The organism is Hydrogenovibrio sp. SC-1, assembly GCF_002848135.1.
In the GTDB taxonomy this organism is placed as follows: Bacteria; Pseudomonadota; Gammaproteobacteria; order Thiomicrospirales; family Thiomicrospiraceae; genus Hydrogenovibrio.
In genome coordinates, this window is the sequence record NZ_PKGB01000020.1 from 1 (window position 1) to 23901 (window position 23901).

Below are 23901 nucleotides of genomic sequence, written 5' to 3' on the forward strand. Positions count from 1 at the left end.
GACCTAGAACGTCTCGGGCATAACGTCCACTGCGTCCAGGGCTAAAGTCATAGTAAACGGCTTTTAAATCGCTGAATGAAGTGCTGGCATAAGCCCAGACATAGCCTTGTTGGGTTTTCTTGTTGCCAGGCTTTAATATCGGTACCGGGGTTTCATCTGCGTGCACAACAGCTTGTTTGAGCAGTTCATTTTTTAGGGCATCGGCCAGTGGGGTTAAATGCACGCCACAGATACCAACCCATTCGGCCAAGGTAGAGCGACTTAATGCCACGCCCGCTCGTTCAAAGATTTTCTCTTGGCGATATAAGGGAAGATGATCAACGTACTTGGCTAATAGTAAATGCGCCAGCAAGCCTGCGGTGGGCAGTCCTTTGTCGATGATCTGTGCTGGCATGGGGGCTTGGATTAAGCGATCACAGTCTTTACAGATCCACTTGCCACGCACATGACGTTCAACTTGGAAGCTACCTGGAATGTAGTCGAGTTTTTCACTGACGTCTTCACCGATACGCTGTAGCTGACAGCCACACGAGCATTCGACATTGTCTGGTTCATGAACAATGGTTTTTCGGGGTAGGTCTTTGGGTAAAGATTGGCGTTTTGGTTGTTGCTTGATTTTAGACTGTTCAGGTGGGCTGAGCTGTTCAAGTTCCGATTCCAGAGCGGCAATGTCGGCATCACTCACCTCATCTAGCAGGCTCATTTGCAAGGCACTGAGTTGTTCACTGCTACGGGCGAATTTTAGGCGTCGAAGATAGGCCAGTTCATAGGTGAGTTTTTCAATGTGTAATTCTTTTTGTTGTAGGGTCTTTTGAGCATTTTCAATGGCCTGGTTTTTGTCTGCCAGTTCAGCTTGTGCCTGCTTTTCTAGGTGAGTCAACTGCGCCATCAGTTCTGTAGCGAACTGTTTTAATTGGTCAGGTGATAACTGGTTTAAAGCGGCTTCATTCATCGGCGACATTATACCAAAACGGGGTAAACATGATTCTGATTTGGGGGGTAAAAAACCTTTTTTGGATAGATTTTTAGAGACATTGCACCGGCTGTTCCAACCGCTGCCAGGGCAACCCCTGAACTAGGGCTTGGCTTTGCTCTGCACTTAATGTCATAGACTTATGTGATGGATACTGAATCCATTGAAACTTGCCTTCATTGAGTCGACGAGCACTGACCCAGATGCCAAAACCATCTTGAACCAATACCTTAATGCGATTGGATCGCTTGTTGGTAAAAATATAGGCATGATGGCGTTGGGCTTGGCCGAATACTTGAACGACCCGACCCAGTAATGTTTCTGCGCCTGCTCGCATATCGACGGGTTCGGTGGCTAACCATATCTGATCAATGCGAATCATGAGATCACTTCCTTTAACCACTGGGCTGATTGCATGATCTGGTCAAGAGGCCATTTTATGGTAATTTGTCCTTGGGCAGAAGGAAGCGTAAAGGTTACTTTTTCACAACTTGATGGCGGGGTCGGCAGAGCGATAAAGCTAGGTTGTGGTTGGTTGGGACTTGAGGTTTTGGTGTTTCGAATCCACTTATGGACAAGGTTGGCGTTAATACCATGAGACATGGCGACCTGAGCGACAGAGGCACCAGGCTCTTGGCAGGCAGCAACAATGCCTGCTTTAAATTCGGAAGAAAATTGACGTCGGGTTATTTTTGGAAGATTTTTTGTCATATTTTAGGTGTCCACTTATATTAGGTGGACACCTATTTTAGAGGGTGCGGTGTTGAATTAAAGGTGTGTTCACCGGACGCTTACAAAAAAGCAATGTGCAATTTTTGAACATTGCAAATTCAGGTAAGCCTTTTAAGCTCTTTAGCCTTGGTGTAATTACCTCAGTTAGCTGCCAATTAAAGTCGTAATGAAGTGTCCCATCTTGTAAATGGCAACAACAAAAGACAAAGGCTATCCAGCTAGCCCAGAATTTGACTGTTGCCCTTAGAGGCCCTACAAAGCCCAGTTTAATAGCTGGGCTTTTTGGTTTATAGGTTTTGCGAACATAGAGCTCGTATGATGCACAGGTTTTTCGACTATGAATAAACAGAATGCTCAATCTGCATAAGCAGCTGGTTCACGGCCTTTATTCCAGTAATATTCTTCACCACCTCAATAGGTTTTCGATCATCAAGAAATTTAGCTGGTTCTTTCATCCATTCAACTGCAATTTCCTTAGTGCCTAAGACACGATTTGCTGTATCTAAAGTGTCAGCTAATCCATACACAAGATTAGCACCGTGAAAATTAAGTAATGAATCATTAGATTCAATACAGTCATTCACCGTATTTTCTGGCAATCCAAGATAACCTAGCAAATCCGTTTCTGAAATACCCAGTTCTTCAGCCAGTAGTGCTATGGCGTTGACATGAATGCTGTCACTTTCAAGTGTCTCGAAATTCCTAAAATGGTTATGACTGGAAAAACCAATGGCTTCGAGCATGCTTGTATTAGATGATATTGATTTTTGCTCTACTGGCTTGTTATTTGGTTTAGCTGTGTCTTTCTTCTTCGGGTCTTTAATCAAACTGTTCGCAAACCAATAAAGAAAACCATAAAACCCTAGTACAAACAAAACAACAATAATTTTTTCTAGCATAATTACTTTCCTTCGATAGTTTAATCTTTTCACATCTAATTACCTCAACGCCCTTTGATTGTAGTGATACAGACGGTAGAGAGTTGATGACAACACTTCGTAATATTCAAATCAGCATATCAATATTGATACAGTCTTAGTTTTTGTCCGTGCCGCCTTCTTCAATATCCCAATCACGGCTTTTAGCAACGACAAATGCATAAAAGGATAGTGCTGCTGTCACTGTGATAAATAAAAGCAACAGTTCTAGCACCGTACTTTTCCATTCAATCTCATCCTTTAAAGGCAGGTTGTTAAATCTATTGGGATCACAAACCGTCCCAGTAAAGGGTAAATATCGTGCAAAGCCTTCAATAGTTGGATAGTGCAATTGATTTTGAATGCAAATGATTTGTTCGGGGTTTGAAGGATCAACTTTCTGGTGATATTGCCTTTCAATAAATAGCGCCAAGTAGTGTTTTTTGCCTTCTATATCCGAATAGAGCTTAAAGCTCAACAATGCACATAGTCATACAAAGACGATAAAGATCTGCTTGGATACAGGTATTTTGGTTAAATGCATTTTAATGTTAGTTTTCATTTAAAAATCCTCTTTTGAAGTTATGCATTTTCCGTGCAATTTTGAGTTCTTGATTAATAAGCCAGCGCGATTAATTATTGACATTCTTCTCGGATTGGCTTTGATTGAGTTTGATGAACTGAATCAGTTCAAGCTTCTTCTCATAATCTTTAATGAGTGCAACTGCTTTCGCTTTAAGATCCGGTTGATCAGATAAGTAATCCAGCTTTTCAAGCAAGACCTCATATTCCTCAGGAGTCTCAATGGCTTTATTTCTGCGGGATTCCCGCAATTTATTTGCAGCAGCTTTCTCTTTACGTGTAGTAAAAAACAGACCTGCCAGAGCAAAAGTAAACAGGCAGAAAAATACCCAAGTAAAAGGTGATAGTGACATGATTTTTCTCCTCATTTATTCATCAATAAACCTGAATAGTTGGGTTCGATAAACGGTTTATTCAGGCGGTGACAGGAGTCGAAATATGCGAAGTAAAATCAACTTCTACTAACGAAAGGGGGAATCGAAATTTAGGAAGGGTGTTTTTGGGTTGAAATTTTTTATAAAGGATTATTGAATTGATTTATGCAGGTAAGGGTATTCAATTTTAGGTCGTTTGGAGCTGAATTAATGCACTTTAAATGCACTTTTAAAAGTTTTTAGGTCCCCATTATAAGCACAGTGCAATTTGCGCTGATTTATCAATGAATATGTAATACTGAAAAATTATGTGATCGAAGCGTATTAGTCCTCGGTATTCTGAAACACTTAATGAACAGTATTTTGAGAAGCTAGAAGATGCTTAAGTTTGTTTAGAACTAGATCATCTCGTCACCGCCAAGTGATGACGAGATGTGCATTATTGATGGTCGTTTGATTTATGGATACTAAAGAACCTCTTCAATGATGAATGGAATAAAGACGTCTCCACATGAATCGCGTTCTTCTTTACCCATAGTTGCTTTGATGTTGATATAAATGGCTTGATTTAAAATAAATCTATTGCTGAAAAACGGAACTTTTTTGGTAGGTACTTTTTTTTCAGATGCCATTTTGACAAAAATTTGCTTAAGAATTTTTTCTGAAAAGTCGAAAGATAAAGCAAACTTTTCATCATTAATTTTCTGAGCAACCATGAACGTAAATTTATTTGGATTTATTTTAAAAAAATCAAGCAGAGGTATTCCGTGAAAGAAAAACTCATTTTGTTGTCTAGCGATCCCCATTTCTTTCATTTTCACGCCAAAGTCTTCAAATTTCATAATTAATCTATCCTATTTTGATGGTTAATTTAAAAAACTTTAAAAACAAAATTTTTTGCTTGTTCTAAAGCCTCGACATCTAAAGGGGGATTCTTTTTTTAAAGTAGCTATTTTGAAATTAATAAAATTGACTTTTTTAATGAGTTGATGATATTCGGTGTTCGGCGGGTTTGATATTCAACAGCAGAAAACATATATCAACGAATGACATAATTAAGATTAGGCAGGCAATCAAGAAATGCAATAATCGTGCATTTTTTTATGTTGCTTGATTCCTGTGGTGGGCGTTAAATGTTATTTCAGTCTAGTCGTTAAATATCTAACGGCTAAGGCCTGAATTTCTAGGAGTTTTTTCTCCAAAAGACTTGGAGATAGCGCAGATCGGTATTTTGGGCGCCAGTCAGCTTGGGTTTAAACGACGAAATACACAAATCGTGCACATCAAATAATAAAAAGGATGATGCTTTCTATTTTTATCATTGACTACCCGTATCTCAATTCTTGAGTGTGTTCCAGGGCGAGAAGGGTAGCTGGCTTGTTGTTTAATCTGCTGTGGCGTTAACTCTAACCCTGTTTTCCAGTAATTTACGTCCTCACGATTTCGATCGATATCAGAGGGTTTTTGGGGCCTTTTTAGGTGGATCAAAATTATGAACTTCATCTCTAACTGCTCAATTAATCCCTTTAATGTGGTTGCTTGATGCAAATCAGTGGTGAGCAGCTGATAGCTTCTTTGAGGCTTTAGGGTGGTTAAGTCATTTGACTCAGGGGTTAAGCATTGATCAAACAGGTCTAGGCAAGTTTTTATTTCGGGCGCTAATTGGTGCATTTGAGATAAATCGCCACCGCTAATGGTTTTAAGTCTTTTTGCTAGGCTATCAAACACGAATTTTTCAGATTTATTAAGCGCTCGCAAACGATACTTAGGGTTTTTCATGAAAAACTTTTCAATCCGGCGCTCCTTTCTTGAAAGCTTATCTCGGCTGTCAATCTGTGCTAAATCTTGATAAGTCGTCATTTGTTTAACCCATGTGGCGGATAAGGTTTCTAGTTTAGGAGGAGAAGTAAAAATCGGTTCAGATTTAAACACCGCGGATTGATGAGCTTTTAATTGCAGTTTAATCCGCTGTTTTAATGCTTTAGGAGCGACATACTGGCAAGCATAAGCAATTTTTTCCGTCTTCTTTTTACGTAAATAAGAATCATTTGCACCAGATAGATTTGCCCAGAATTGCGAGTTAAACTTTTCAGCCAGTTGGTCTTGAATCATCATTATCACAAGGTCCGATGTGTGGATATAGTGCTCAAAAGTGGTTTTAAAATTGGCGTGCCCCATTTTGATGGCAATCCAGAAAGGCGCCTTTTTACTCTTTTGAGTGGTTGGAAGTAGCGCTAATTTTCTTTCTTGTGCACACTCCAGCCACTGCTGTGTTTTTGGAAACGCGAGAAAAGTATCTTTCAGTTTTAAATCAAGCTCTGCTATACAAGCAGATAAAAAATGCCAAGAAGCAAAACTGTGGCGCAGATGATGAAAATTGAGTGTTTGATCTTGCGACGATTCATGTATAAATCTCATTAATGGATGCTTAATGTATTGAATCGCCGGGGTTTTAGACGGATTAGATGTTTTGCCAAAAAGATAAAGTGCTTCTTTCAATTTTTGCTGCTCTCGCATACCTTTTCTTTGGACTTCTTGCATGAGTTTGAAAAAGCGTTGATTAATGACATCGATTTCATCGTTAGTGAGTAAGTTGGCCAATTCCAAACTGCGCTTTGCCGAGGTGGTTTTCAGTTCGCGGTCATAACTTTCACGGATGACCAGAATGGGGAAACTGGCACAGTAGATGTAATCGCTGACTTTAATCTTAAATGCTTCAGTAGAGCGCAATCCGCATTTAAAGCCAAGAATAAGCATCAAATCCATCATGGCATAACGGTTTTGTTGTTCCTTATCTGAGAGATCTTTCTGAAGGTTTTTAAGATGTTTTCTGACCCTTTCATACGCATCAAAGGTGAAGAGATTACTGTTTACGGTCATATCAGTGAGTTTAGGATCCCCAAACACTTCCGTTTTATCATAAATGGGCGGTGCCTTTTTGTTCTTCTCTAGCCAGCTATTGAAAATTCTCAGGTTGTATTGGATTGTGTTGACATTACGATCGGAAATGGCCTGGTCAATCACCTCTAGGAATAAGTTTGCCCGCTCATCTGATGATGTTTTTAGCAGATCTCTCTCATGAAAGACACCCAGAATATGCCTGGCAATCGAATCGAGTTTACCAAGGATTTTGATGGGGCTGATATCAAAACGATTTTTGCCAGGCAAGACTTTTAATTGTGACAACCCCCAGTCCAATAGGTATTGTAAATTGGGTGTTAAACCATAAATACTATTAGCTTCGCCTAAGATTTTCGTATGCAAAGTTTTTGGATCGGCTTTGCGACTGGGATGATTAAAGACTTTACGCACTTGTGAAAGCCCATAGCTTCTATAGCAAGGTTTCTCGCTTAGAGTTTTCGGCTCAGATTCATAGGGTAAGTGTTGATCATTAAAAGAAATGGCATATAGCTTTTCTAGTGTTGAAGGTTTTAAGCAGTGAGATTTTAATGTGCCTGCTGTGTTGTGGAGGATAACGGGGGCTAAGGTATCAAATAGCCCCAATTCAGCTAAGCGACAGATCCCAAATAAGGAAGTGGGCATTAAGTGTTGTGGAATGCCAAGTTGTTTTGTATAAGTGCTTACCGATTTAAGTAAAGCGCTCGCAAATAACTTGTGTTTTGTTTTGTGAGAGTTGACGGTGTTTGGCGAGCACTTATTCTCAATGTGGTGGTGTTGTACTTTTTTTTCAACTAGAGTTGTAATCAAATCATGCGGTGTCAAACGGTAAATTAAAAGCTCGGTAATCGGAGAAAGAAATACACGCCTGTTAGGGTTGAAATCATCTACGGGTACATTGAAAAAAAGCCGTTTGTTCTGATAATGAAAATTGGCCTCATCGGGTAATTGTTTTATGAGCATAATCAATTGCATTTTGTTTAACACAAATGACTGAAACAGTAAGTCAGTTACTAGAACTCCCAATTTGATTTCATCTGACAAGTTCGAAGTGTGCAACTCGTCTCGGATGAATTTAAGGTGCAGGTTTTTTAATTCAGTGGCATATAAATAGTTTTGCCAGCTTTCTGGCGTACCCAAAGGGTTAATTGGCCGAGGGATTTGTTTTAAGGTATCAAAAAATGGCAGATGCCATAGAAGGCTGCTGTTACCAAAATCGATAACCATATTGAGAAACTCAAGGATTTGGGCGGTTTGTTTGAGATTGCTTGTGCCATTGTCCAATATCACTTTCTGAAATTGGTGAAAGTTTGCTTCATTTAAATGTTTCGTTTCACTGGGTTCAATCAAAGTGGGCCAGAGCTTGTGGTAAATATCATAAATTTTTTCTGGGGTATAAATGCCGAGCAAATGCTGTGCAAACACTGCAATCACTGGAGCTGTTTTATCTTCCTCTCGACGCTGATACTTGCCTTTGATGGCAATTGCTAACAAAAGTTCTTTAGCCTTTTGCGCAACACATGCATATTCGGATTCCGCCGTAATGTGTTGTGCCCAGAAAGTATAAATGACTAATTTTTTTTTAAAGGTATTCACATCAAGACTTACCCTATTTCAAACTCGATGTTGCATTCTTGTAAACGTTTTTGATTGAGGGCGTAACCGTTCACTAGATATTGGTTGAGAAGTTGAATAGCACATTTTATAAATTGAACACCTTGTCGAGATTTGACTCTATAACCGACAGAGATGATGACGTCTAAGTTGAAAAACTTTACTGGTTTGTCTGAATTTGGAATGTGCAAAAATTGCACATTGCCTGCTTCTTCCAGCTCTCCATCTTTAAATACATTGTTGACATGTTTGGTAATGACGGATCTTTCACGGCCAAATAGCTCTACCATTTGGGCTTGAGATATCCAAACCGTATCATCTTCCAACGTCACATTTAATTTGATTTCATTTTCTGTTTTGTATATTTCAACATGGGACATCAAGTTTATCCTCTACTTTATCGGGTAGTTACTATTAAGTGTATCGTTAACCTGATTGGAAATCGGTTTAAATGGCAACGGAACCTTGAAATCGGCATAGATTTTTTGAAGCTCTGCTTTTATCGCCTTACGGTAGTCTTGCTGATTAAATAATGCCACAAGATTCCATGATTCAGTCCCAAAATGACGATGCCCCATAAATTCATCAATATATTCCGGGTTGGCACCTCTTTCTAAAAGTGCAGAGCGCAAAAAATGGCGATTGGCATTTGGTGCAAGCTTCAAGAATAAGGGGTTGTTGAGATGTCCTGACGCCTCATAGAGTTTGAGTGCTGAGAGCCGAGTATAAGGAATCAATTTCAATCGACTGTGCATCCCTTTTTTTTGTATTAATTCGGTGCTAATTAGAAAGTACCCTGGAAAAGCTTTATTTGGTGAAACAAGTCCTCGCCATTTAAATTCTGGTTCTAAGTTCGAAGCAAAGAAGTCCGACCATTTTGCGAGTTTTTTGCGTCTGAAAATATCGATTAACCTTACAGTGTAGTGTTCAAAATAGTCAAGCATGTCTTGAATTGGCTCCAGAATTGGAATAATACGTGTGTTATAGCCACCTTGAATGACTTTGTCGGTAATAATGGTAAAGCCTTCATGGTCAATTGATTGCAAGCCAATATAGGGGTTGGTTACATTACGAATGGCCGTAAAGTATGAGCTGTAGGTTTCAGCAAACAGCATGATTAAATTGACGAGATCAATAAGTTCGTGAGTTGCTAAACTCATTGGATCCCGGTCAAGTTTAGTGGAAACGAAGCTTGAGATATGAGTCAGTTCTTTTTGCACAATGGATTTGATTGGACGGATAGGGTTGCCATATCCAATAAATAGATTGGGTGAGCTTTTTTTAGGAAGTTCTACCTTCTCTCTGAATAAGGCATAGATTCCTTTCTGATAGTCTTCAAAAAGCTTTAAATTGGCCAATGTCGTGTAATGCAACTGAGTTGCACCGATGACTTTGGGTGTGCCAGATAAAATAGAAACGGACCAAAAGTCACCATTTGAAGCATTAAAGAAGGTGCTCTGAATTGCTTGTTGAACAAATTCAGGCGTTAGCCGTTGATCTAGTTTGAAGCTTTCAAAAAGTCTTTTTAAAGTCTGATTGTTTGTATAGATACTGTATTCGGTTAAAGAACCTTCATTTGTTTCCAAGTTTGCTTTTGCATCTGTCCAGACTTTTACAGCCGCTTTTAGGATGGTCTGCACTCTGTTGGGTAAGTTATAACAAATGAATTTATCGGTCCGATAATTCTGACCATGGTTTTCCTCTATACCACTGAGGTATTTATAGGTTAAAGGCAGGTACACTTGGGTACAATCCGCCTTCAAGTTAATAACTTTTTGAATCAACTTATCCTCTTCTGCAGTTAACCGAATCCGATAGCGCTTGTTAAGTGAGTTACCTGTGCATAGGCTTAAAGCGATTTGTATGACGGCGGAACTGGCATAAAGAGGATTTCTTTTGGAAGTTATGGCATGAGCATATTTTTCTAATGAATCTAGTATGGATTCAAATTCTTGGTTTGTAAGTTGGTCGCGCAGAAATTGATTGGCCTTTTCAATGTGTGATATGGCTTGGCGAGAAGTTAAATTTTTTCGCTCTATCGAATAGGTTGGCGAATCATCAGATTCTTGAAAGTATTCATCATCTGTTAACTCATCCTCCGCTAAATCCAAGGCACTTTCAGTGTCTGTTGAGGAGCGTTCACCAATGGTTCTGACAAGCTGGATATTGGTACCGTCAATAGATAGGTCATTTGTGGTGATATTATCGGATGCTTTGATAAACCGTATTCTTGGTCTCGGTGTGTTTGAGCCGCTTCCGCCTTTCGACTTTTTGGCGCGAGGATTATCATCTTTGTAAAGCTTGTTAAGGTAGAAGACAATCTTGCTAAATTCACCATACTGTTCTATGTCCTGAATCAACTCCTCGTAGGTTTCATACCCCCCAAAATCAGAGTGCCATAAGGCTTGAGTGGTTGATATGCGCCTGAGCTCTCTGGACATACTGTGCTTTGCATGAAGTTTATGCGGAATTATAAAATGAGCGTTCCATAAAGCTGCGCAAATAAAGGCATGATTGGACAGGAATTCTAGTTCAGTCTCGGTTGGATGAAAGATGAAGGGTTCAAACAAACTATCATATAAAGGGTTTTCATTAATGATGCCGTCCATGGCTCTAGTTATTTGTTGGGCGATATCTTGTTTTTCAAGGTAACCAACCTTGGCAGTCAGTTCGGCAATAAAACTGTCCACCGATAGGCTAGGAAAATCGTCAACCAGGGCCTCAAAGTGATTAAGGCATGTTTCTGACAATGAAATGATGCTCTGAAAATTATCGGATATTTGATTATTGATTTTAAATTGGGTTCGATCAAGAATGGCTGATCCCATCAACTGTATACGCTTTAGGACATCTACAATAAAAAGCAGGTAATGAGGCTTGTTGCGGCTTTTAGATGTTGCTTTTTCGAAGTCTACAGGAGGAGTGATAAAGGCTTGTAGCTGCAAGGCACTGGAAGGTTCTAGCTTAGGGATATGCGCGAATGGATCCTTGCCATACATATCAGATAGCACTAGGGCATCTTGCTTGACGAGTGACAGCCTAAGCGTATCAATTTTACTAGCCAATTGTCGAGTCCTTTAGTCAAAAGTTCACTTTGATAATTGTGCCATAAATTAAGTTTTATGGGAATTAAATTATCTTAACTTACTTTGAAGGGGGATTGTTAACTCTCTGTTTATGCTAGTTTAATGCTAAATTATGTAGGTTTTAGCAGGTTGATGGGTGGTTAAGTAAGTGTGCTAAATTAGATTTTCAATCTTTGCTCTACCGACTGAGCTATGTGGCCGTATTTTGATTTGGCGTATTATATAGATTCAACTGTTATTCAAGAAAATGCACTGCTTTCCCAAGCAATTGACGTGCACTTTTTTATAAAAATTCAGTTACTAAAGATCATTTCAGACAAGAATCGCAAACTATCTAAAAAGGATGGTTATGACCTTTTTTCTGGAATGATAAAAATGATTGATTTAGAGCACTATGCTCACCTGAATATACCCAATTATGAAAAAATGAAAAGCCGAAAGTACATAGTCAACGCCTTGGCTCAAGGTTCTATGGAAGGGACGGTACTTAACGATAAAGAATTAAACCTTAAAGAAGCTAAACAACGCCAATACAAAGAAACAAATCAAAATACCAGCAACCAAGACGAGAAAACCCAAGCTAGCAATGATATCGGTCGAGCGAAGACAAAAGTTATAAATTTTCTAAATAATAAATTCTTTAAAGAAAAATCTAATGAACCTAAGCTCAACTCAGAGGAAACTGCTAGAGCTGAATATAATCGGAGAATGGGGCTTGTTGCGATTGATAAACAGTTCAAACAGAAGTTCGAATATACAGAAGAAGAGATGCCTGGTTCTGATAGCAAGGTTCGAACATTACAATCTCCTATAGAACAAGAGTTAACGGATTTTTATGAAGAACATGATATTGATTTAAGCGATGAATACATTAGAGATGAATTAACCTGGCCACAAACAATCTGTGAACTGACAAACCCGGTGACCAAATTAACCCATGCCAAGCATGTTCACCAGCAAATTGCTCTATCTAATCAAAACCTAAGAGCGAGAGTGCCACAAGCCGTCATAAATGATTTAATGAACCGCATCATTGAGGTTTGTGATCACATTAAAGATCAGGTTCATCTGGACAATACTATAGAAATTCGTAAAGTGTTTTTTTCGTTATTGGCACAGACCTGTTTCGGGCGAAGATTTCAGCGTCTTAGAATTTGTCAAACGCCACCTTCAGAAGAAGTTGAATTCAAAAATGATGCTCATACCTTGTTTGTATCACCCGACTACAAGAAGGTATGGCTCAAGTTTTCACATTATAAACATGAATTCGCCTTGTTAAACGACCTTATCTATTTTGAAAACAATAGCGTTGATACAATCGAATTTATGTTGCCCCCTGAAATTGAGAAACTTTTTGCAACTCTGATTGATAGTTTTCCCTATGATCAAATGACTATTACGGGGTATCACATGATGCCTAAGAAAACGTTCATCAATCGGTTTTTAAAAGACCAGCAAATTAACTCGACTGAACAAGATTTATTGGAAGGTGTTAGTCGCAATTATAGCTACCTTACGGGTGGTGATCTGTGGCTCCAATCGATATTTACCGGTAAAGAATCAGGTTTGCAAAAAACACAACGCCACTATGCATCCGTGCCGCAACGGAAAACACAACGTATTTTTGAAAAGCACTGTGAATTGATACTAGAAACTACAATAAAACCGTATCGGGGATATCACCGAAATGGTGTCAGAATCGGCTCGCCATATTATATCAGAAAAGATACTTTTTCAGACATCATGCAATGTCTTCAAGAGTTATTTAGCCCACTAAATGAGCCTGTAAAGTTTGAGATGCAAAATTTAGAAGAATTTCTCTTTAGGTTTAATGCAATGGCTATTTATCTAGACTTATTTTGTGGGTTTTCTTGTGCAATTCGCAATATCACCGATCCGATTGTCGAATTGAAAGAAATTAGCCAACAAGGGTTGTATCGAGTTAACGATAAAAATAAATTCGATGGTTTCAATACCCGAATCACCTATGTGCCACCTGAGCTGAGAAACGCGCTAGCACAATATAGCAAGGTGCGAAAAAAATTAATCATCGCTTTTAAAAAAGCAAAAGTTGTCAGCTCAACATTTCAAGAAATTGTTGAGAGCAACACCCTGATTTATCTTAAAACAGATCCAAAGGGCAAAGTCGAACCCTTGCCATATAGAAGAACGGAAGCTAAGCTGGAGTTTTTTTCAAATAGCCAAACCATCAACCTAGATATTGGTCATCAACAACGAAATTTACTATCACTGCTTGAAAAATACAAAACGAATGTTAATCGTCATTATTTAAGAGGACGCTTGTTAGAGTTAGGTGTACCAGGGCATTTTATCGATGCTTATTTGGGGCACTGGCATACAGGAACCCAGCCTTGGGGTGAAATGTGCCTTTTCAACTCCGATGATTACTTTCGACAAATGAGACAACATATTCCTACTATCCTCAGAGAACTTGGTTTCCCTGTATTAGACGATAAACCAAAGGAGCGAAGTGTTGAGTAAGGATGTGGAATTGGATTTAAATAAATTAGACGTTATTTTTAAACCGTCATCGCCAAGTGATTTGGCACCTATGATTTATCGTTCAGTACCAAGCAGTCAATTAGGCCGATTGGCACTGGATGTTATTAAGAAACGGATTTATGAAGATCAGACAATTGACAGTTTTTGGCAGGGCTTGTTAAATCATGATCTGATGATCTCTGCGCCAGCATTAAATGACCTACATCAAAGCCTCATAAAGATTAAAAATCGAAATCTTGAAGAGCTTAAAAAAGCCCCTTTAGAAATCAATAAGCGAACTGTAAATGCGCTGATATTCCATAAATGGTTGTTGTTAGCTTTGAATGATCAATCCGATCCGCATCCATTTCAAATTCCAGAGGAGATAGAGTGCCCTGAATTTGACAGTCAAACGTTGGATATTGATGCCTATAGTCAACTCATTCTTATACTCGAATATAACAAGAACCGCCGTCAGCAGTTGACTCCTAATCGAATTGAAAAATTTACGGCAACAATCAAGCGAGATTTGGCCAAGTTCTTAGGTGATACTATGCTGGTGATTGCCTTAGAAGAATTGAAGTATAGTTTTAAAAAAACTGAAGAGTTTATATTAACCGTCAATCTGCTCATTTACTTTGGAAATCACAAAGAGCTATGGGATTTATGCTTGATCTCCAATGTGACGATACCTTATCGTGAAATCAATCCTTTTGCCAGAGAGGTGGAATGGAAGCGAGCAATTGATGCTGAATTGGCACTTTCTTTGGTTGATGAAAAGTATTTAAAGCACAAAAACGATCCGCTTTTTGTCAATACCATGGTGGTTATAAGTTTGATGCGTGACACTCAAGTACTCTCAGAATGGGTTCTCAATCACGTTTTAGAGGTTCTAAATGAACCGCAGCGCTTGCCTCGGGCAGGTGGTTTACTTTTCATTAGAGTAACTAGAAATAATAAACCGGATTTTGACATTTATTTATCTCCCATTACAGAGTATTACCTGCGACAGTACTTCAAAATCCTTAAGAAGAAAGGACAAGCACCAGAATTAACCAATACTCTCAGTAATGATCGATTTTATTCGCTTCTAGGAAAAGCAAAAACCACTTTAAAACTGGAAGGCTTCAAAAGTTGGAAACATGCCATCAACAACTATCTTCTTTTGGAAGGAAGGATCCCTGGGCTGATGCTGGCCTATCATCGAGGAGATTTTGAAAGTACGACGATAAAAGCAACAACTATTTCACGAATATTGCAGATAGAAAATGAACTTAACCTGATTAAAGAACAATCAGCAAATGGGCTTTCACCTCAAAATATCGCAGGTAATAAAAGAATCAAACCCACGCTATTTTGGTCAAGATTAAGAAAGATTCTTACAATTCATCATATCCCTTCAAAAAAGGTTTATGAAATCCATAAAGGCATACAGCTTCAAATTGATGAGCTCATTGCGAGTGAAAAATCACTCCCCATCGAAAAGCTAATTGCAAAGTATGCTCGTTACTTGATTGATAAGCAGGTAGCTGAGCATGCTATTGAAAGGGAAGGAGTTAGAAAGGCACTGTCTCCATCTGGGGCATTAAAATCGATTGATGCATTTGGTTTACCTCTTATCGTTTGTGTTGACAGCATTGACTTGATAAAAGAATCTGAAGACACTCGACAATCGCTGTATTTTGATTTGGTAGAGTTAGATGGCATTATCAAAGGGCGGGTTCTTTACTATTTGAGATTTTTTGAAAACTGGTTTTCAAAACAATATAAACAGGGCATGCAGATACCAGATAACGAAGAATTGTTCTCGGAAGCGGGGCTTGAAAATGCTAAGGTTGATGCAAACATCATTTCATTTGAAGAATATCAACGGATTCTTGATTACTTTGTTTCAGCTGCCAAAGAGGGGGACAGCCCAGATACGTCGATGGTTTATACTCAAACTGCAATTTTATTAATAATGGGGTTCAAGTTAGACTTAAGGCGCTCTGAAGCACTTGGTCTAGATATGACAAGCTTTATCAACACGAAGGATCAACCAGATATTATAATTAATTCGAATGACGTCCGCGTTTTGAAAACAACGAATGCCAGTCGTAAATTTCACTTAGAAGAACACCTAACCCCAGATGAAATTCAAATTATCATTGATTACTTAAATCAACTACTTGAACGATTTAAATCTCTTCCTAAATACTTTTTTGCTTGCACAAAAACAACACAACAAAAAGATTACCGGCTTATTAACCCTTTAATGAAAAGAATTCATAAGATTACGGGTGATGATTCGCTTAAGTTCCATAATCTTCGACACTCAAAAGCATCCTGGGACATGCTTTCCCTTCTAAATACTCAATTTGACATAAACCTTGAATCTGAATTCTTTAAGTCCAGCCCGCTAACGGCAAAATATCTAATCCAAACCAAAGGCACTTGGAATGTTACGTTACATAATCCTCATAGCATCGACAAGGGAAACTATTTTTTGCAAAAAATTATGGGGCATGGTCAGTTTAAAACAACCTTAAAGAACTATATTCATACCCTAGATATTGCTAGTGGCGGAATGCGGATAAAAAAATCTCGTGAAGTCATGACGATTCCATGGGCTGTAAAAATAGGGGTAGCAAATAAAAATACCCTATACAAGCGTTTAAAAAGCAATTCAAACAAACTCGAAGTCATCTTAGATAGCGTATATCAGTGGACTCAACCAGATTCTAAAGGTTCTGGTAGCTCAGATATTGATATGCGCAATGAAGTGCAAAATGAGAAGAGTGATCCCCGCAATCTAGAGCGAAATACAGATAAAAAAATTGGATATAATTCTCCAGACCTTGAACAGGAACTGTATAAACTGGCCCCATATTGTTTTTATCAATTCTCGTTATTATCAGAAATAGAAGAGATTGAATTCCTTTTAAAAAGCAATAGGTTTGAACAATTCAAAGAACGTCTAAATCTGCCAGGTTGCGAACCAAACCTGATTAAAGAGCACTTTCGTCTAAATAACAAATTTCGAATGAAGCCGCTCATCTACCCCCAGTCTCAAACTAGACTTTTAGCCAGCTTCAAACAGCTCCCTAAGTATTGGCAAGCGGCGATTTTAGACCAAAGTTTTTTTGAAAGTAGTGAATTCGTTGAAGCTCGACAACTCATCGCCACTCTCGTAGATAGGATATCGACATCCTCAGATTCAACAGCGTTGAAGCAGGTTAAAAAGTACGATATTTTGTGCCATGACTTCAATGAAGTGAGCCCAATTCTAGAGCTATGTAAGCTAACCAAAACCAGCTATAGTTTCAAGTTTCAAATGCCAAAGTCACAGCAATATGATCTAGAGGACTGGCGAAGCAGTACTGGTTTAACAGAAGAAATGTTGCCAGATAGCTGTAAGCAAAGCACCGTTGTCGCAAATACAAAGGGGCGCTTGATTATTAAGCTCCAGAAAAACCCAGAATCAGGCTCGAAGGATTTAGAACGCTATTTTTTGTTCACTATGTTGCAAAGCTACACTCAGTTCTTCTATAAGTCATAATGCCCCTTGTAAGGCTTTTACGTTTATACTCGATGTTGAGCATCGTTATATGCTTGTTCTTTATCGCGCTTTCCAATTGCAATTACAAATACGACTATTCGTTCATCCTGCACTTGGTATATTAGCCGATACCCACTTTGACGAAGCTTGATCTTGTAACAGTTGTCTAATTCCCTCAAGCAGTTTGACTCAACACGAGGGTTTTCCAATACTTGCGCCAGTCAAGCCCTTGAGATTCGTAGTTGAAATTTCAATGGCTTTTTTGGTCTTAACCAATCGTTAATTTTCTTAGTTTAATTGGCTATATGAATTATAAGGTTGGAATCTAAATTTAAATTCTCCACTTGTAAAAGTGTTTCATCGGTTGGATGTCAATTAATAATGAAACTCTTTCAATATTGCATATAAAATAAAAAAAGGATAAAATTGCATTTGAAGCTCTTAAGGAGAGGGATGGCAATGGTCGCACTTGAAAGAAAAGAACTCAACAAAACACAAGTTGTTGCAAAGGCTTTAATCAATCTTAAAGAAGAACTTCGGTTAAGCAGTGAGTCTGTTGGACAGATTATTGGGGCAGACGCGAGCACGGTATTCCGAATCGGAAAAAACATGGACATGAAAGAAAATAAAGTCTTTGAGGGGGCTTTACTGCTTATTAGGGTTTACCGTTCTTTATTTGCATTGCTTGGTGGTGACAAAGCCGCGATGATTCATTGGCTAACCACGGCTAATAAAGACTTTGCCGAACAACGTCCAATTGAGCATATAAAAAGCTTAGTGGGTCTTGTGGAGGTTGTTCAATACCTTGATGCAATGCGTGGTCATGCATAATGGATTTGAGTGCCTTATCAATCGAATATAGAGGAGTTATTTACAGAGTCGTTGAATCGCAAGAAAAAGTTGCAATAATGAACTTGGTTGACACGCTTGATGAACAAGCCTTACTTGAAGATTTAATTGAAGAAAGCAAACCCAGTGTTCAAGGCATGGAACAACGACACTATCTAATCAAAACACCTTTCAGATATCCACCGCTAAAACATGGCTCTCGGTTTGGTAGTCGTTTTGAATCGTCCATTTTTTATGCTGGCCAGACTTTAAAAAGCGCGATTTGTGAATCGGCATTTTATAGTTTTTATTTTATGAGTCGATGCACTTTGCCTTATGAAGAGGCAATCATCAATCACAAAACGTCTTTTTCAGTTGAAATTCAAGACAGCAATCACATTGCGCTAACCAAGATTTCAGACTCGGAAATAAAGGAAAAATTGACGCATAAATCCGACTATCAATTTACTCAGTCAATCGGTAAACAAATGAGGGAAAAAGGCGTTTCTTCCTTTAGTTTTCTATCAGCTAGGTGTGAGGAAGAAGTTAATATAGGCGTTTTTGATATTCACTCATTTACTGGTGAACCAAAAAATTATCAGAATTGGGAGGTAAAACAAACTGCAAAAAATATCTTGTTTTATTGTCAGATGAATCCAAGCCTTAGCTTATCTTTTAGTATAGAAAGCTTTTTGATTGATGATGTGTTGCCTGAGCCGAGTAACTAGCCATTCCTACCAAGTTTTGCACGAAACAAGCTTAGTTCAAGCATTAAAGGGAATTGACATTCCAACCTTAGAATTCACATGGCCAAAATAAAAAAGCGATAATCATTGATAGATATTTCATGTGTCTCCCAAAAAGTTCCGGCTTTCAAATGCTTATAGATTATGAGTAGAGCTAAATTATAACACAGTCGGTAATTTTATAGGCTAAGCAGAAGCGGTCGATGAGATGCATTTTAGCATCTCTATTTAGGTGGCCAAATTCACTGTACCATTACAGTTTATAGCCACTGTAGTCATCGCACACTAGATGGCCTTGCCATTGACCTAGAACGTCTCGGGCATAACGTCCACTGCGTCCAGGGCTAAAGTCATAGTAAACGGCTTTTAAATCGCTGAATGAAGTGCTGGCATAAGCCCAGACATAGCCTTGTTGGGTTTTCTTGTTGCCAGGCTTTAATATCGGTACCGGGGTTTCATCTGCGTGCACAACAGCTTGTTTGAGCAGTTCATTTTTTAGGGCATCGGCCAGTGGGGTTAAATGCACGCCACAGATACCAACCCATTCGGCCAAGGTAGAGCGACTTAATGCCACGCCCGCTCGTTCAAAGATTTTCTCTTGGCGATATAAGGGAAGATGATCAACGTACTTGGCTAATAGTAAATGCGCCAGCAAGCCTGCGGTGGGCAGTCCTTTGTCGATGATCTGTGCTGGCATGGGGGCTTGGATTAAGCGATCACAGTCTTTACAGATCCACTTGCCACGCACATGACGTTCAACTTGGAAGCTACCTGGAATGTAGTCGAGTTTTTCACTGACGTCTTCACCGATACGCTGTAGCTGACAGCCACACGAGCATTCGACATTGTCTGGTTCATGAACAATGGTTTTTCGGGGTAGGTCTTTGGGTAAAGATTGGCGTTTTGGTTGTTGCTTGATTTTAGACTGTTCAGGTGGGCTGAGCTGTTCAAGTTCCGATTCCAGAGCGGCAATGTCGGCATCACTCACCTCATCTAGCAGGCTCATTTGCAAGGCACTGAGTTGTTCACTGCTACGGGCGAATTTTAGGCGTCGAAGATAGGCCAGTTCATAGGTGAGTTTTTCAATGTGTAATTCTTTTTGTTGTAGGGTCTTTTGAGCATTTTCAATGGCCTGGTTTTTGTCTGCCAGTTCAGCTTGTGCCTGCTTTTCTAGGTGAGTCAACTGCGCCATCAGTTCTGTAGCGAACTGTTTTAATTGGTCAGGTGATAACTGGTTTAAAGCGGCTTCATTCATCGGCGACATTATACCAAAACGGGGTAAACATGATTCTGATTTGGGGGGTAAAAAACCTTTTTTGGATAGATTTTTAGAGACATTGCACCGGCTGTTCCAACCGCTGCCAGGGCAACCCCTGAACTAGGGCTTGGCTTTGCTCTGCACTTAATGTCATAGACTTATGTGATGGATACTGAATCCATTGAAACTTGCCTTCATTGAGTCGACGAGCACTGACCCAGATGCCAAAACCATCTTGAACCAATACCTTAATGCGATTGGATCGCTTGTTGGTAAAAATATAGGCATGATGGCGTTGGGCTTGGCCGAATACTTGAACGACCCGACCCAGTAATGTTTCTGCGCCTGCTCGCATATCGACGGGTTCGGTGGCTAACCATATCTGATCAATGCGAATCATGAGATCACTTCCTTTAACCACTGGGCTGATTGCATGATCTGGTCAAGAGGCCATTTTATGGTAATTTGTCCTTGGGCAGAAGGAAGCGTAAAGGTTACTTTTTCACAACTTGATGGCGGGGTCGGCAGAGCGATAAAGCTAGGTTGTGGTTGGTTGGGACTTGAGGTTTTGGTGTTTCGAATCCACTTATGGACAAGGTTGGCGTTAATACCATGAGACATGGCGACCTGAGCGACAGAGGCACCAGGCTCTTGGCAGGCAGCAACAATGCCTGCTTTAAATTCGGAAGAAAATTGACGTCGGGTTATTTTTGGAAGATTTTTTGTCATATTTTAGGTGTCCACTTATATTAGGTGGACACCTATTTTAGAGGGTGCGGTGTTGAATTAAAGGTGTGTTCACCGGACGCTTACAAAAAAGCAATGTGCAATTTTTGAACATTGCAAATTCAGGTAAGCCTTTTAAGCTCTTTAGCCTTGGTGTAATTACCTCAGTTAGCTGCCAATTAAAGTCGTAATGAAGTGTCCCATCTTGTAAATGGCAACAACAAAAGACAAAGGCTATCCAGCTAGCCCAGAATTTGACTGTTGCCCTTAGAGGCCCTACAAAGCCCAGTTTAATAGCTGGGCTTTTTGGTTTATAGGTTTTGCGAACATAGAGCTCGTATGATGCACAGGTTTTTCGACTATGAATAAACAGAATGCTCAATCTGCATAAGCAGCTGGTTCACGGCCTTTATTCCAGTAATATTCTTCACCACCTCAATAGGTTTTCGATCATCAAGAAATTTAGCTGGTTCTTTCATCCATTCAACTGCAATTTCCTTAGTGCCTAAGACACGATTTGCTGTATCTAAAGTGTCAGCTAATCCATACACAAGATTAGCACCGTGAAAATTAAGTAATGAATCATTAGATTCAATACAGTCATTCACCGTATTTTCTGGCAATCCAAGATAACCTAGCAAATCCGTTTCTGAAATACCCAGTTCTTCAGCCAGTAGTGCTATGGCGTTGACATGAATGCTGTCACTTTCAAGTGTCTCGAAATTCCTAAAATGGTTATGACTGGAAAAACCAATGGCTTCGAGCATGCTTGTATTAGATGATATTGATTTTTGCTCTACTGGCTTGTTATTTGGTTTAGCTGTGTCTTTCTTCTTCGGGTCTTTAATCAAACTGTTCGCAAACCAATAAAGAAAACCATAAAACCCTAGTACAAACAAAACAACAATAATTTTTTCTAGCATAATTACTTTCCTTCGATAGTTTAATCTTTTCACATCTAATTACCTCAACGCCCTTTGATTGTAGTGATACAGACGGTAGAGAGTTGATGACAACACTTCGTAATATTCAAATCAGCATATCAATATTGATACAGTCTTAGTTTTTGTCCGTGCCGCCTTCTTCAATATCCCAATCACGGCTTTTAGCAACGACAAATGCATAAAAGGATAGTGCTGCTGTCACTGTGATAAATAAAAGCAACAGTTCTAGCACCGTACTTTTCCATTCAATCTCATCCTTTAAAGGCAGGTTGTTAAATCTATTGGGATCACAAACCGTCCCAGTAAAGGGTAAATATCGTGCAAAGCCTTCAATAGTTGGATAGTGCAATTGATTTTGAATGCAAATGATTTGTTCGGGGTTTGAAGGATCAACTTTCTGGTGATATTGCCTTTCAATAAATAGCGCCAAGTAGTGTTTTTTGCCTTCTATATCCGAATAGAGCTTAAAGCTCAACAATGCACATAGTCATACAAAGACGATAAAGATCTGCTTGGATACAGGTATTTTGGTTAAATGCATTTTAATGTTAGTTTTCATTTAAAAATCCTCTTTTGAAGTTATGCATTTTCCGTGCAATTTTGAGTTCTTGATTAATAAGCCAGCGCGATTAATTATTGACATTCTTCTCGGATTGGCTTTGATTGAGTTTGATGAACTGAATCAGTTCAAGCTTCTTCTCATAATCTTTAATGAGTGCAACTGCTTTCGCTTTAAGATCCGGTTGATCAGATAAGTAATCCAGCTTTTCAAGCAAGACCTCATATTCCTCAGGAGTCTCAATGGCTTTATTTCTGCGGGATTCCCGCAATTTATTTGCAGCAGCTTTCTCTTTACGTGTAGTAAAAAACAGACCTGCCAGAGCAAAAGTAAACAGGCAGAAAAATACCCAAGTAAAAGGTGATAGTGACATGATTTTTCTCCTCATTTATTCATCAATAAACCTGAATAGTTGGGTTCGATAAACGGTTTATTCAGGCGGTGACAGGAGTCGAAATATGCGAAGTAAAATCAACTTCTACTAACGAAAGGGGGAATCGAAATTTAGGAAGGGTGTTTTTGGGTTGAAATTTTTTATAAAGGATTATTGAATTGATTTATGCAGGTAAGGGTATTCAATTTTAGGTCGTTTGGAGCTGAATTAATGCACTTTAAATGCACTTTTAAAAGTTTTTAGGTCCCCATTATAAGCACAGTGCAATTTGCGCTGATTTATCAATGAATATGTAATACTGAAAAATTATGTGATCGAAGCGTATTAGTCCTCGGTATTCTGAAACACTTAATGAACAGTATTTTGAGAAGCTAGAAGATGCTTAAGTTTGTTTAGAACTAGATCATCTCGTCACCGCCAAGTGATGACGAGATGTGCATTATTGATGGTCGTTTGATTTATGGATACTAAAGAACCTCTTCAATGATGAATGGAATAAAGACGTCTCCACATGAATCGCGTTCTTCTTTACCCATAGTTGCTTTGATGTTGATATAAATGGCTTGATTTAAAATAAATCTATTGCTGAAAAACGGAACTTTTTTGGTAGGTACTTTTTTTTCAGATGCCATTTTGACAAAAATTTGCTTAAGAATTTTTTCTGAAAAGTCGAAAGATAAAGCAAACTTTTCATCATTAATTTTCTGAGCAACCATGAACGTAAATTTATTTGGATTTATTTTAAAAAAATCAAGCAGAGGTATTCCGTGAAAGAAAAACTCATTTTGTTGTCTAGCGATCCCCATTTCTTTCATTTTCACGCCAAAGTCTTCAAATTTCATAATTAATCTATCCTATTTTGATGGTTAATTTAAAAAACTTTAAAAACAAAATTTTTTGCTTGTTCTAAAGCCTCGACATCTAAAGGGGGATTCTTTTTTTAAAGTAGCTATTTTGAAATTAATAAAATTGACTTTTTTAATGAGTTGATGATATTCGGTGTTCGGCGGGTTTGATATTCAACAGCAGAAAACATATATCAACGAATGACATAATTAAGATTAGGCAGGCAATCAAGAAATGCAATAATCGTGCATTTTTTTATGTTGCTTGATTCCTGTGGTGGGCGTTAAATGTTATTTCAGTCTAGTCGTTAAATATCTAACGGCTAAGGCCTGAATTTCTAGGAGTTTTTTCTCCAAAAGACTTGGAGATAGCGCAGATCGGTAT

21 protein-coding genes and 1 pseudogene are annotated in these 23901 nt (G+C 38.8%); 4 read left to right on the forward strand and 18 right to left on the reverse strand.

Going from position 1 to position 23901, the window contains the following annotated elements; genetic code table 11:
* The 10 genes from CYQ88_RS09795 to CYQ88_RS09840 all read right to left on the reverse strand — a co-directional run.
* A partial coding sequence (locus CYQ88_RS09795) for an IS66 family transposase (protein WP_233188864.1) occupies positions 1–952 on the reverse strand: 952 nt, incomplete at its 3' end.
* 73 nt (positions 953–1025) lie between these two features.
* A complete protein-coding gene (gene tnpB, locus CYQ88_RS09800; protein WP_101841180.1) occupies positions 1026–1355 on the reverse strand; it encodes an IS66 family insertion sequence element accessory protein TnpB in 330 nt (109 codons plus the stop codon).
* The gene (locus tag CYQ88_RS09805) at positions 1352–1684 is read right to left on the reverse strand and encodes a transposase (protein WP_101841181.1); all 333 of its coding nucleotides are present in this window, start codon (positions 1682–1684) and stop codon (positions 1352–1354) included. The genes tnpB (CYQ88_RS09800) and CYQ88_RS09805 overlap by 4 nt, the downstream gene beginning before the upstream one ends.
* A gap of 356 nt (positions 1685–2040) precedes the next feature.
* Positions 2041–2604, reverse strand: a complete 564-nt coding sequence (locus CYQ88_RS09810; protein ID WP_101841182.1) for an antitoxin Xre/MbcA/ParS toxin-binding domain-containing protein — start codon at positions 2602–2604, stop codon at positions 2041–2043.
* A gap of 136 nt (positions 2605–2740) precedes the next feature.
* Positions 2741–3100: a hypothetical protein gene (locus CYQ88_RS09815; protein ID WP_143483784.1), complete on the reverse strand. Its 360-nt coding sequence runs from the start codon at positions 3098–3100 to the stop codon at positions 2741–2743.
* Between the two features lie 154 nt (positions 3101–3254).
* Positions 3255–3557, reverse strand: a complete 303-nt coding sequence (locus CYQ88_RS09820) for a hypothetical protein (RefSeq protein WP_101841184.1) — start codon at positions 3555–3557, stop codon at positions 3255–3257.
* 488 nt (positions 3558–4045) lie between these two features.
* The gene (locus tag CYQ88_RS09825; protein WP_101841185.1) at positions 4046–4420 is read right to left on the reverse strand and encodes a hypothetical protein; all 375 of its coding nucleotides are present in this window, start codon (positions 4418–4420) and stop codon (positions 4046–4048) included.
* Positions 4421–4820: 400 nt separating this feature from the next.
* Complete coding sequence (locus CYQ88_RS09830; RefSeq protein ID WP_101841186.1) at positions 4821–8072, reverse strand: site-specific integrase; 3252 nt, start codon at positions 8070–8072, stop codon at positions 4821–4823.
* A gap of 8 nt (positions 8073–8080) precedes the next feature.
* On the reverse strand, positions 8081–8470 hold the full coding sequence (rhuM, locus tag CYQ88_RS09835; protein WP_101841187.1) for a RhuM family protein: 390 nt from the start codon (positions 8468–8470) through the stop codon (positions 8081–8083).
* A gap of 12 nt (positions 8471–8482) precedes the next feature.
* Complete coding sequence (locus CYQ88_RS09840; RefSeq protein ID WP_101841188.1) at positions 8483–11155, reverse strand: hypothetical protein; 2673 nt, start codon at positions 11153–11155, stop codon at positions 8483–8485.
* Positions 11156–11368: 213 nt separating this feature from the next.
* Here CYQ88_RS09840 and CYQ88_RS09845 point away from each other — a divergent pair, with 213 nt between their 5' ends.
* The gene (locus tag CYQ88_RS09845) at positions 11369–13678 is read left to right on the forward strand and encodes a hypothetical protein (RefSeq protein WP_101841189.1); all 2310 of its coding nucleotides are present in this window, start codon (positions 11369–11371) and stop codon (positions 13676–13678) included.
* Entirely contained in the window at positions 13671–17216 is a 3546-nt protein-coding gene (locus CYQ88_RS09850) for a site-specific integrase (protein WP_101841190.1), read from the forward strand. Before CYQ88_RS09845 ends, CYQ88_RS09850 begins: the two co-directional genes overlap by 8 nt.
* A gap of 23 nt (positions 17217–17239) precedes the next feature.
* On the opposite strand, the gene CYQ88_RS09855 is transcribed toward CYQ88_RS09850, so the two are convergent.
* Positions 17240–17425, reverse strand: a complete 186-nt coding sequence (locus CYQ88_RS09855; protein WP_255408784.1) for a type II toxin-antitoxin system RelE/ParE family toxin — start codon at positions 17423–17425, stop codon at positions 17240–17242.
* 244 nt (positions 17426–17669) lie between these two features.
* On the opposite strand from CYQ88_RS09855, the gene CYQ88_RS09860 reads away from it, so the two are divergent.
* Positions 17670–18047 carry an MbcA/ParS/Xre antitoxin family protein gene (locus CYQ88_RS09860; protein WP_101841192.1) on the forward strand — a complete coding sequence of 126 codons (378 nt, stop codon included), beginning with the start codon at positions 17670–17672 and terminating at the stop codon, positions 18045–18047.
* Between the two features lie 77 nt (positions 18048–18124).
* Positions 18125–18772 carry an RES family NAD+ phosphorylase gene (locus CYQ88_RS09865; RefSeq protein WP_158236040.1) on the forward strand — a complete coding sequence of 216 codons (648 nt, stop codon included), beginning with the start codon at positions 18125–18127 and terminating at the stop codon, positions 18770–18772.
* A 277-nt stretch (positions 18773–19049) separates the two neighbouring features.
* On the opposite strand, the pseudogene CYQ88_RS09870 reads toward CYQ88_RS09865, so the two are convergent.
* The 7 genes and pseudogenes from CYQ88_RS09870 to CYQ88_RS09900 all read right to left on the reverse strand — a co-directional run.
* Positions 19050–20045, reverse strand: a pseudogene (locus CYQ88_RS09870) (IS66 family transposase); the annotation flags it as partial.
* A 73-nt stretch (positions 20046–20118) separates the two neighbouring features.
* On the reverse strand, positions 20119–20448 hold the full coding sequence (gene tnpB, locus CYQ88_RS09875; protein ID WP_101841180.1) for an IS66 family insertion sequence element accessory protein TnpB: 330 nt from the start codon (positions 20446–20448) through the stop codon (positions 20119–20121).
* Complete coding sequence (locus CYQ88_RS09880) at positions 20445–20777, reverse strand: transposase (RefSeq protein ID WP_101841181.1); 333 nt, start codon at positions 20775–20777, stop codon at positions 20445–20447. The genes tnpB (CYQ88_RS09875) and CYQ88_RS09880 overlap by 4 nt, the downstream gene beginning before the upstream one ends.
* 356 nt (positions 20778–21133) lie before the next feature.
* Positions 21134–21697 carry an antitoxin Xre/MbcA/ParS toxin-binding domain-containing protein gene (locus CYQ88_RS09885; protein WP_101841182.1) on the reverse strand — a complete coding sequence of 188 codons (564 nt, stop codon included), beginning with the start codon at positions 21695–21697 and terminating at the stop codon, positions 21134–21136.
* A 136-nt stretch (positions 21698–21833) separates the two neighbouring features.
* On the reverse strand, positions 21834–22193 hold the full coding sequence (locus CYQ88_RS09890) for a hypothetical protein (RefSeq protein WP_143483784.1): 360 nt from the start codon (positions 22191–22193) through the stop codon (positions 21834–21836).
* A gap of 154 nt (positions 22194–22347) precedes the next feature.
* Entirely contained in the window at positions 22348–22650 is a 303-nt protein-coding gene (locus CYQ88_RS09895; RefSeq protein WP_101841184.1) for a hypothetical protein, read from the reverse strand.
* Between the two features lie 488 nt (positions 22651–23138).
* Positions 23139–23513, reverse strand: coding sequence for a hypothetical protein (locus tag CYQ88_RS09900; RefSeq protein ID WP_101841185.1), 375 nt, complete (start codon positions 23511–23513; stop codon positions 23139–23141).
* Between the last annotated feature and the right edge of the window lie 388 nt (positions 23514–23901).

Coding starts and splice junctions, on each gene's coding strand:
- CYQ88_RS09810 (WP_101841182.1), bottom strand. CDS start 2,604: ATGCTAGAAAAAATTATTGTTGTTTTGTTTGTACTAGGGTTTTATGGT.
- CYQ88_RS09860 (WP_101841192.1), top strand. CDS start 17,670: ATGGCAATGGTCGCACTTGAAAGAAAAGAACTCAACAAAACACAAGTT.
- CYQ88_RS09885 (WP_101841182.1), bottom strand. CDS start 21,697: ATGCTAGAAAAAATTATTGTTGTTTTGTTTGTACTAGGGTTTTATGGT.
- CYQ88_RS09805 (WP_101841181.1), bottom strand. CDS start 1,684: ATGACAAAAAATCTTCCAAAAATAACCCGACGTCAATTTTCTTCCGAA.
- CYQ88_RS09865 (WP_158236040.1), top strand. CDS start 18,125: ATGAACTTGGTTGACACGCTTGATGAACAAGCCTTACTTGAAGATTTA.
- tnpB (WP_101841180.1), bottom strand. CDS start 1,355: ATGATTCGCATTGATCAGATATGGTTAGCCACCGAACCCGTCGATATG.
- CYQ88_RS09845 (WP_101841189.1), top strand. CDS start 11,369: ATGTGGCCGTATTTTGATTTGGCGTATTATATAGATTCAACTGTTATT.
- CYQ88_RS09820 (WP_101841184.1), bottom strand. CDS start 3,557: ATGTCACTATCACCTTTTACTTGGGTATTTTTCTGCCTGTTTACTTTT.
- rhuM (WP_101841187.1), bottom strand. CDS start 8,470: ATGTCCCATGTTGAAATATACAAAACAGAAAATGAAATCAAATTAAAT.
- CYQ88_RS09895 (WP_101841184.1), bottom strand. CDS start 22,650: ATGTCACTATCACCTTTTACTTGGGTATTTTTCTGCCTGTTTACTTTT.
- CYQ88_RS09825 (WP_101841185.1), bottom strand. CDS start 4,420: ATGAAATTTGAAGACTTTGGCGTGAAAATGAAAGAAATGGGGATCGCT.
- CYQ88_RS09900 (WP_101841185.1), bottom strand. CDS start 23,513: ATGAAATTTGAAGACTTTGGCGTGAAAATGAAAGAAATGGGGATCGCT.
- CYQ88_RS09880 (WP_101841181.1), bottom strand. CDS start 20,777: ATGACAAAAAATCTTCCAAAAATAACCCGACGTCAATTTTCTTCCGAA.
- tnpB (WP_101841180.1), bottom strand. CDS start 20,448: ATGATTCGCATTGATCAGATATGGTTAGCCACCGAACCCGTCGATATG.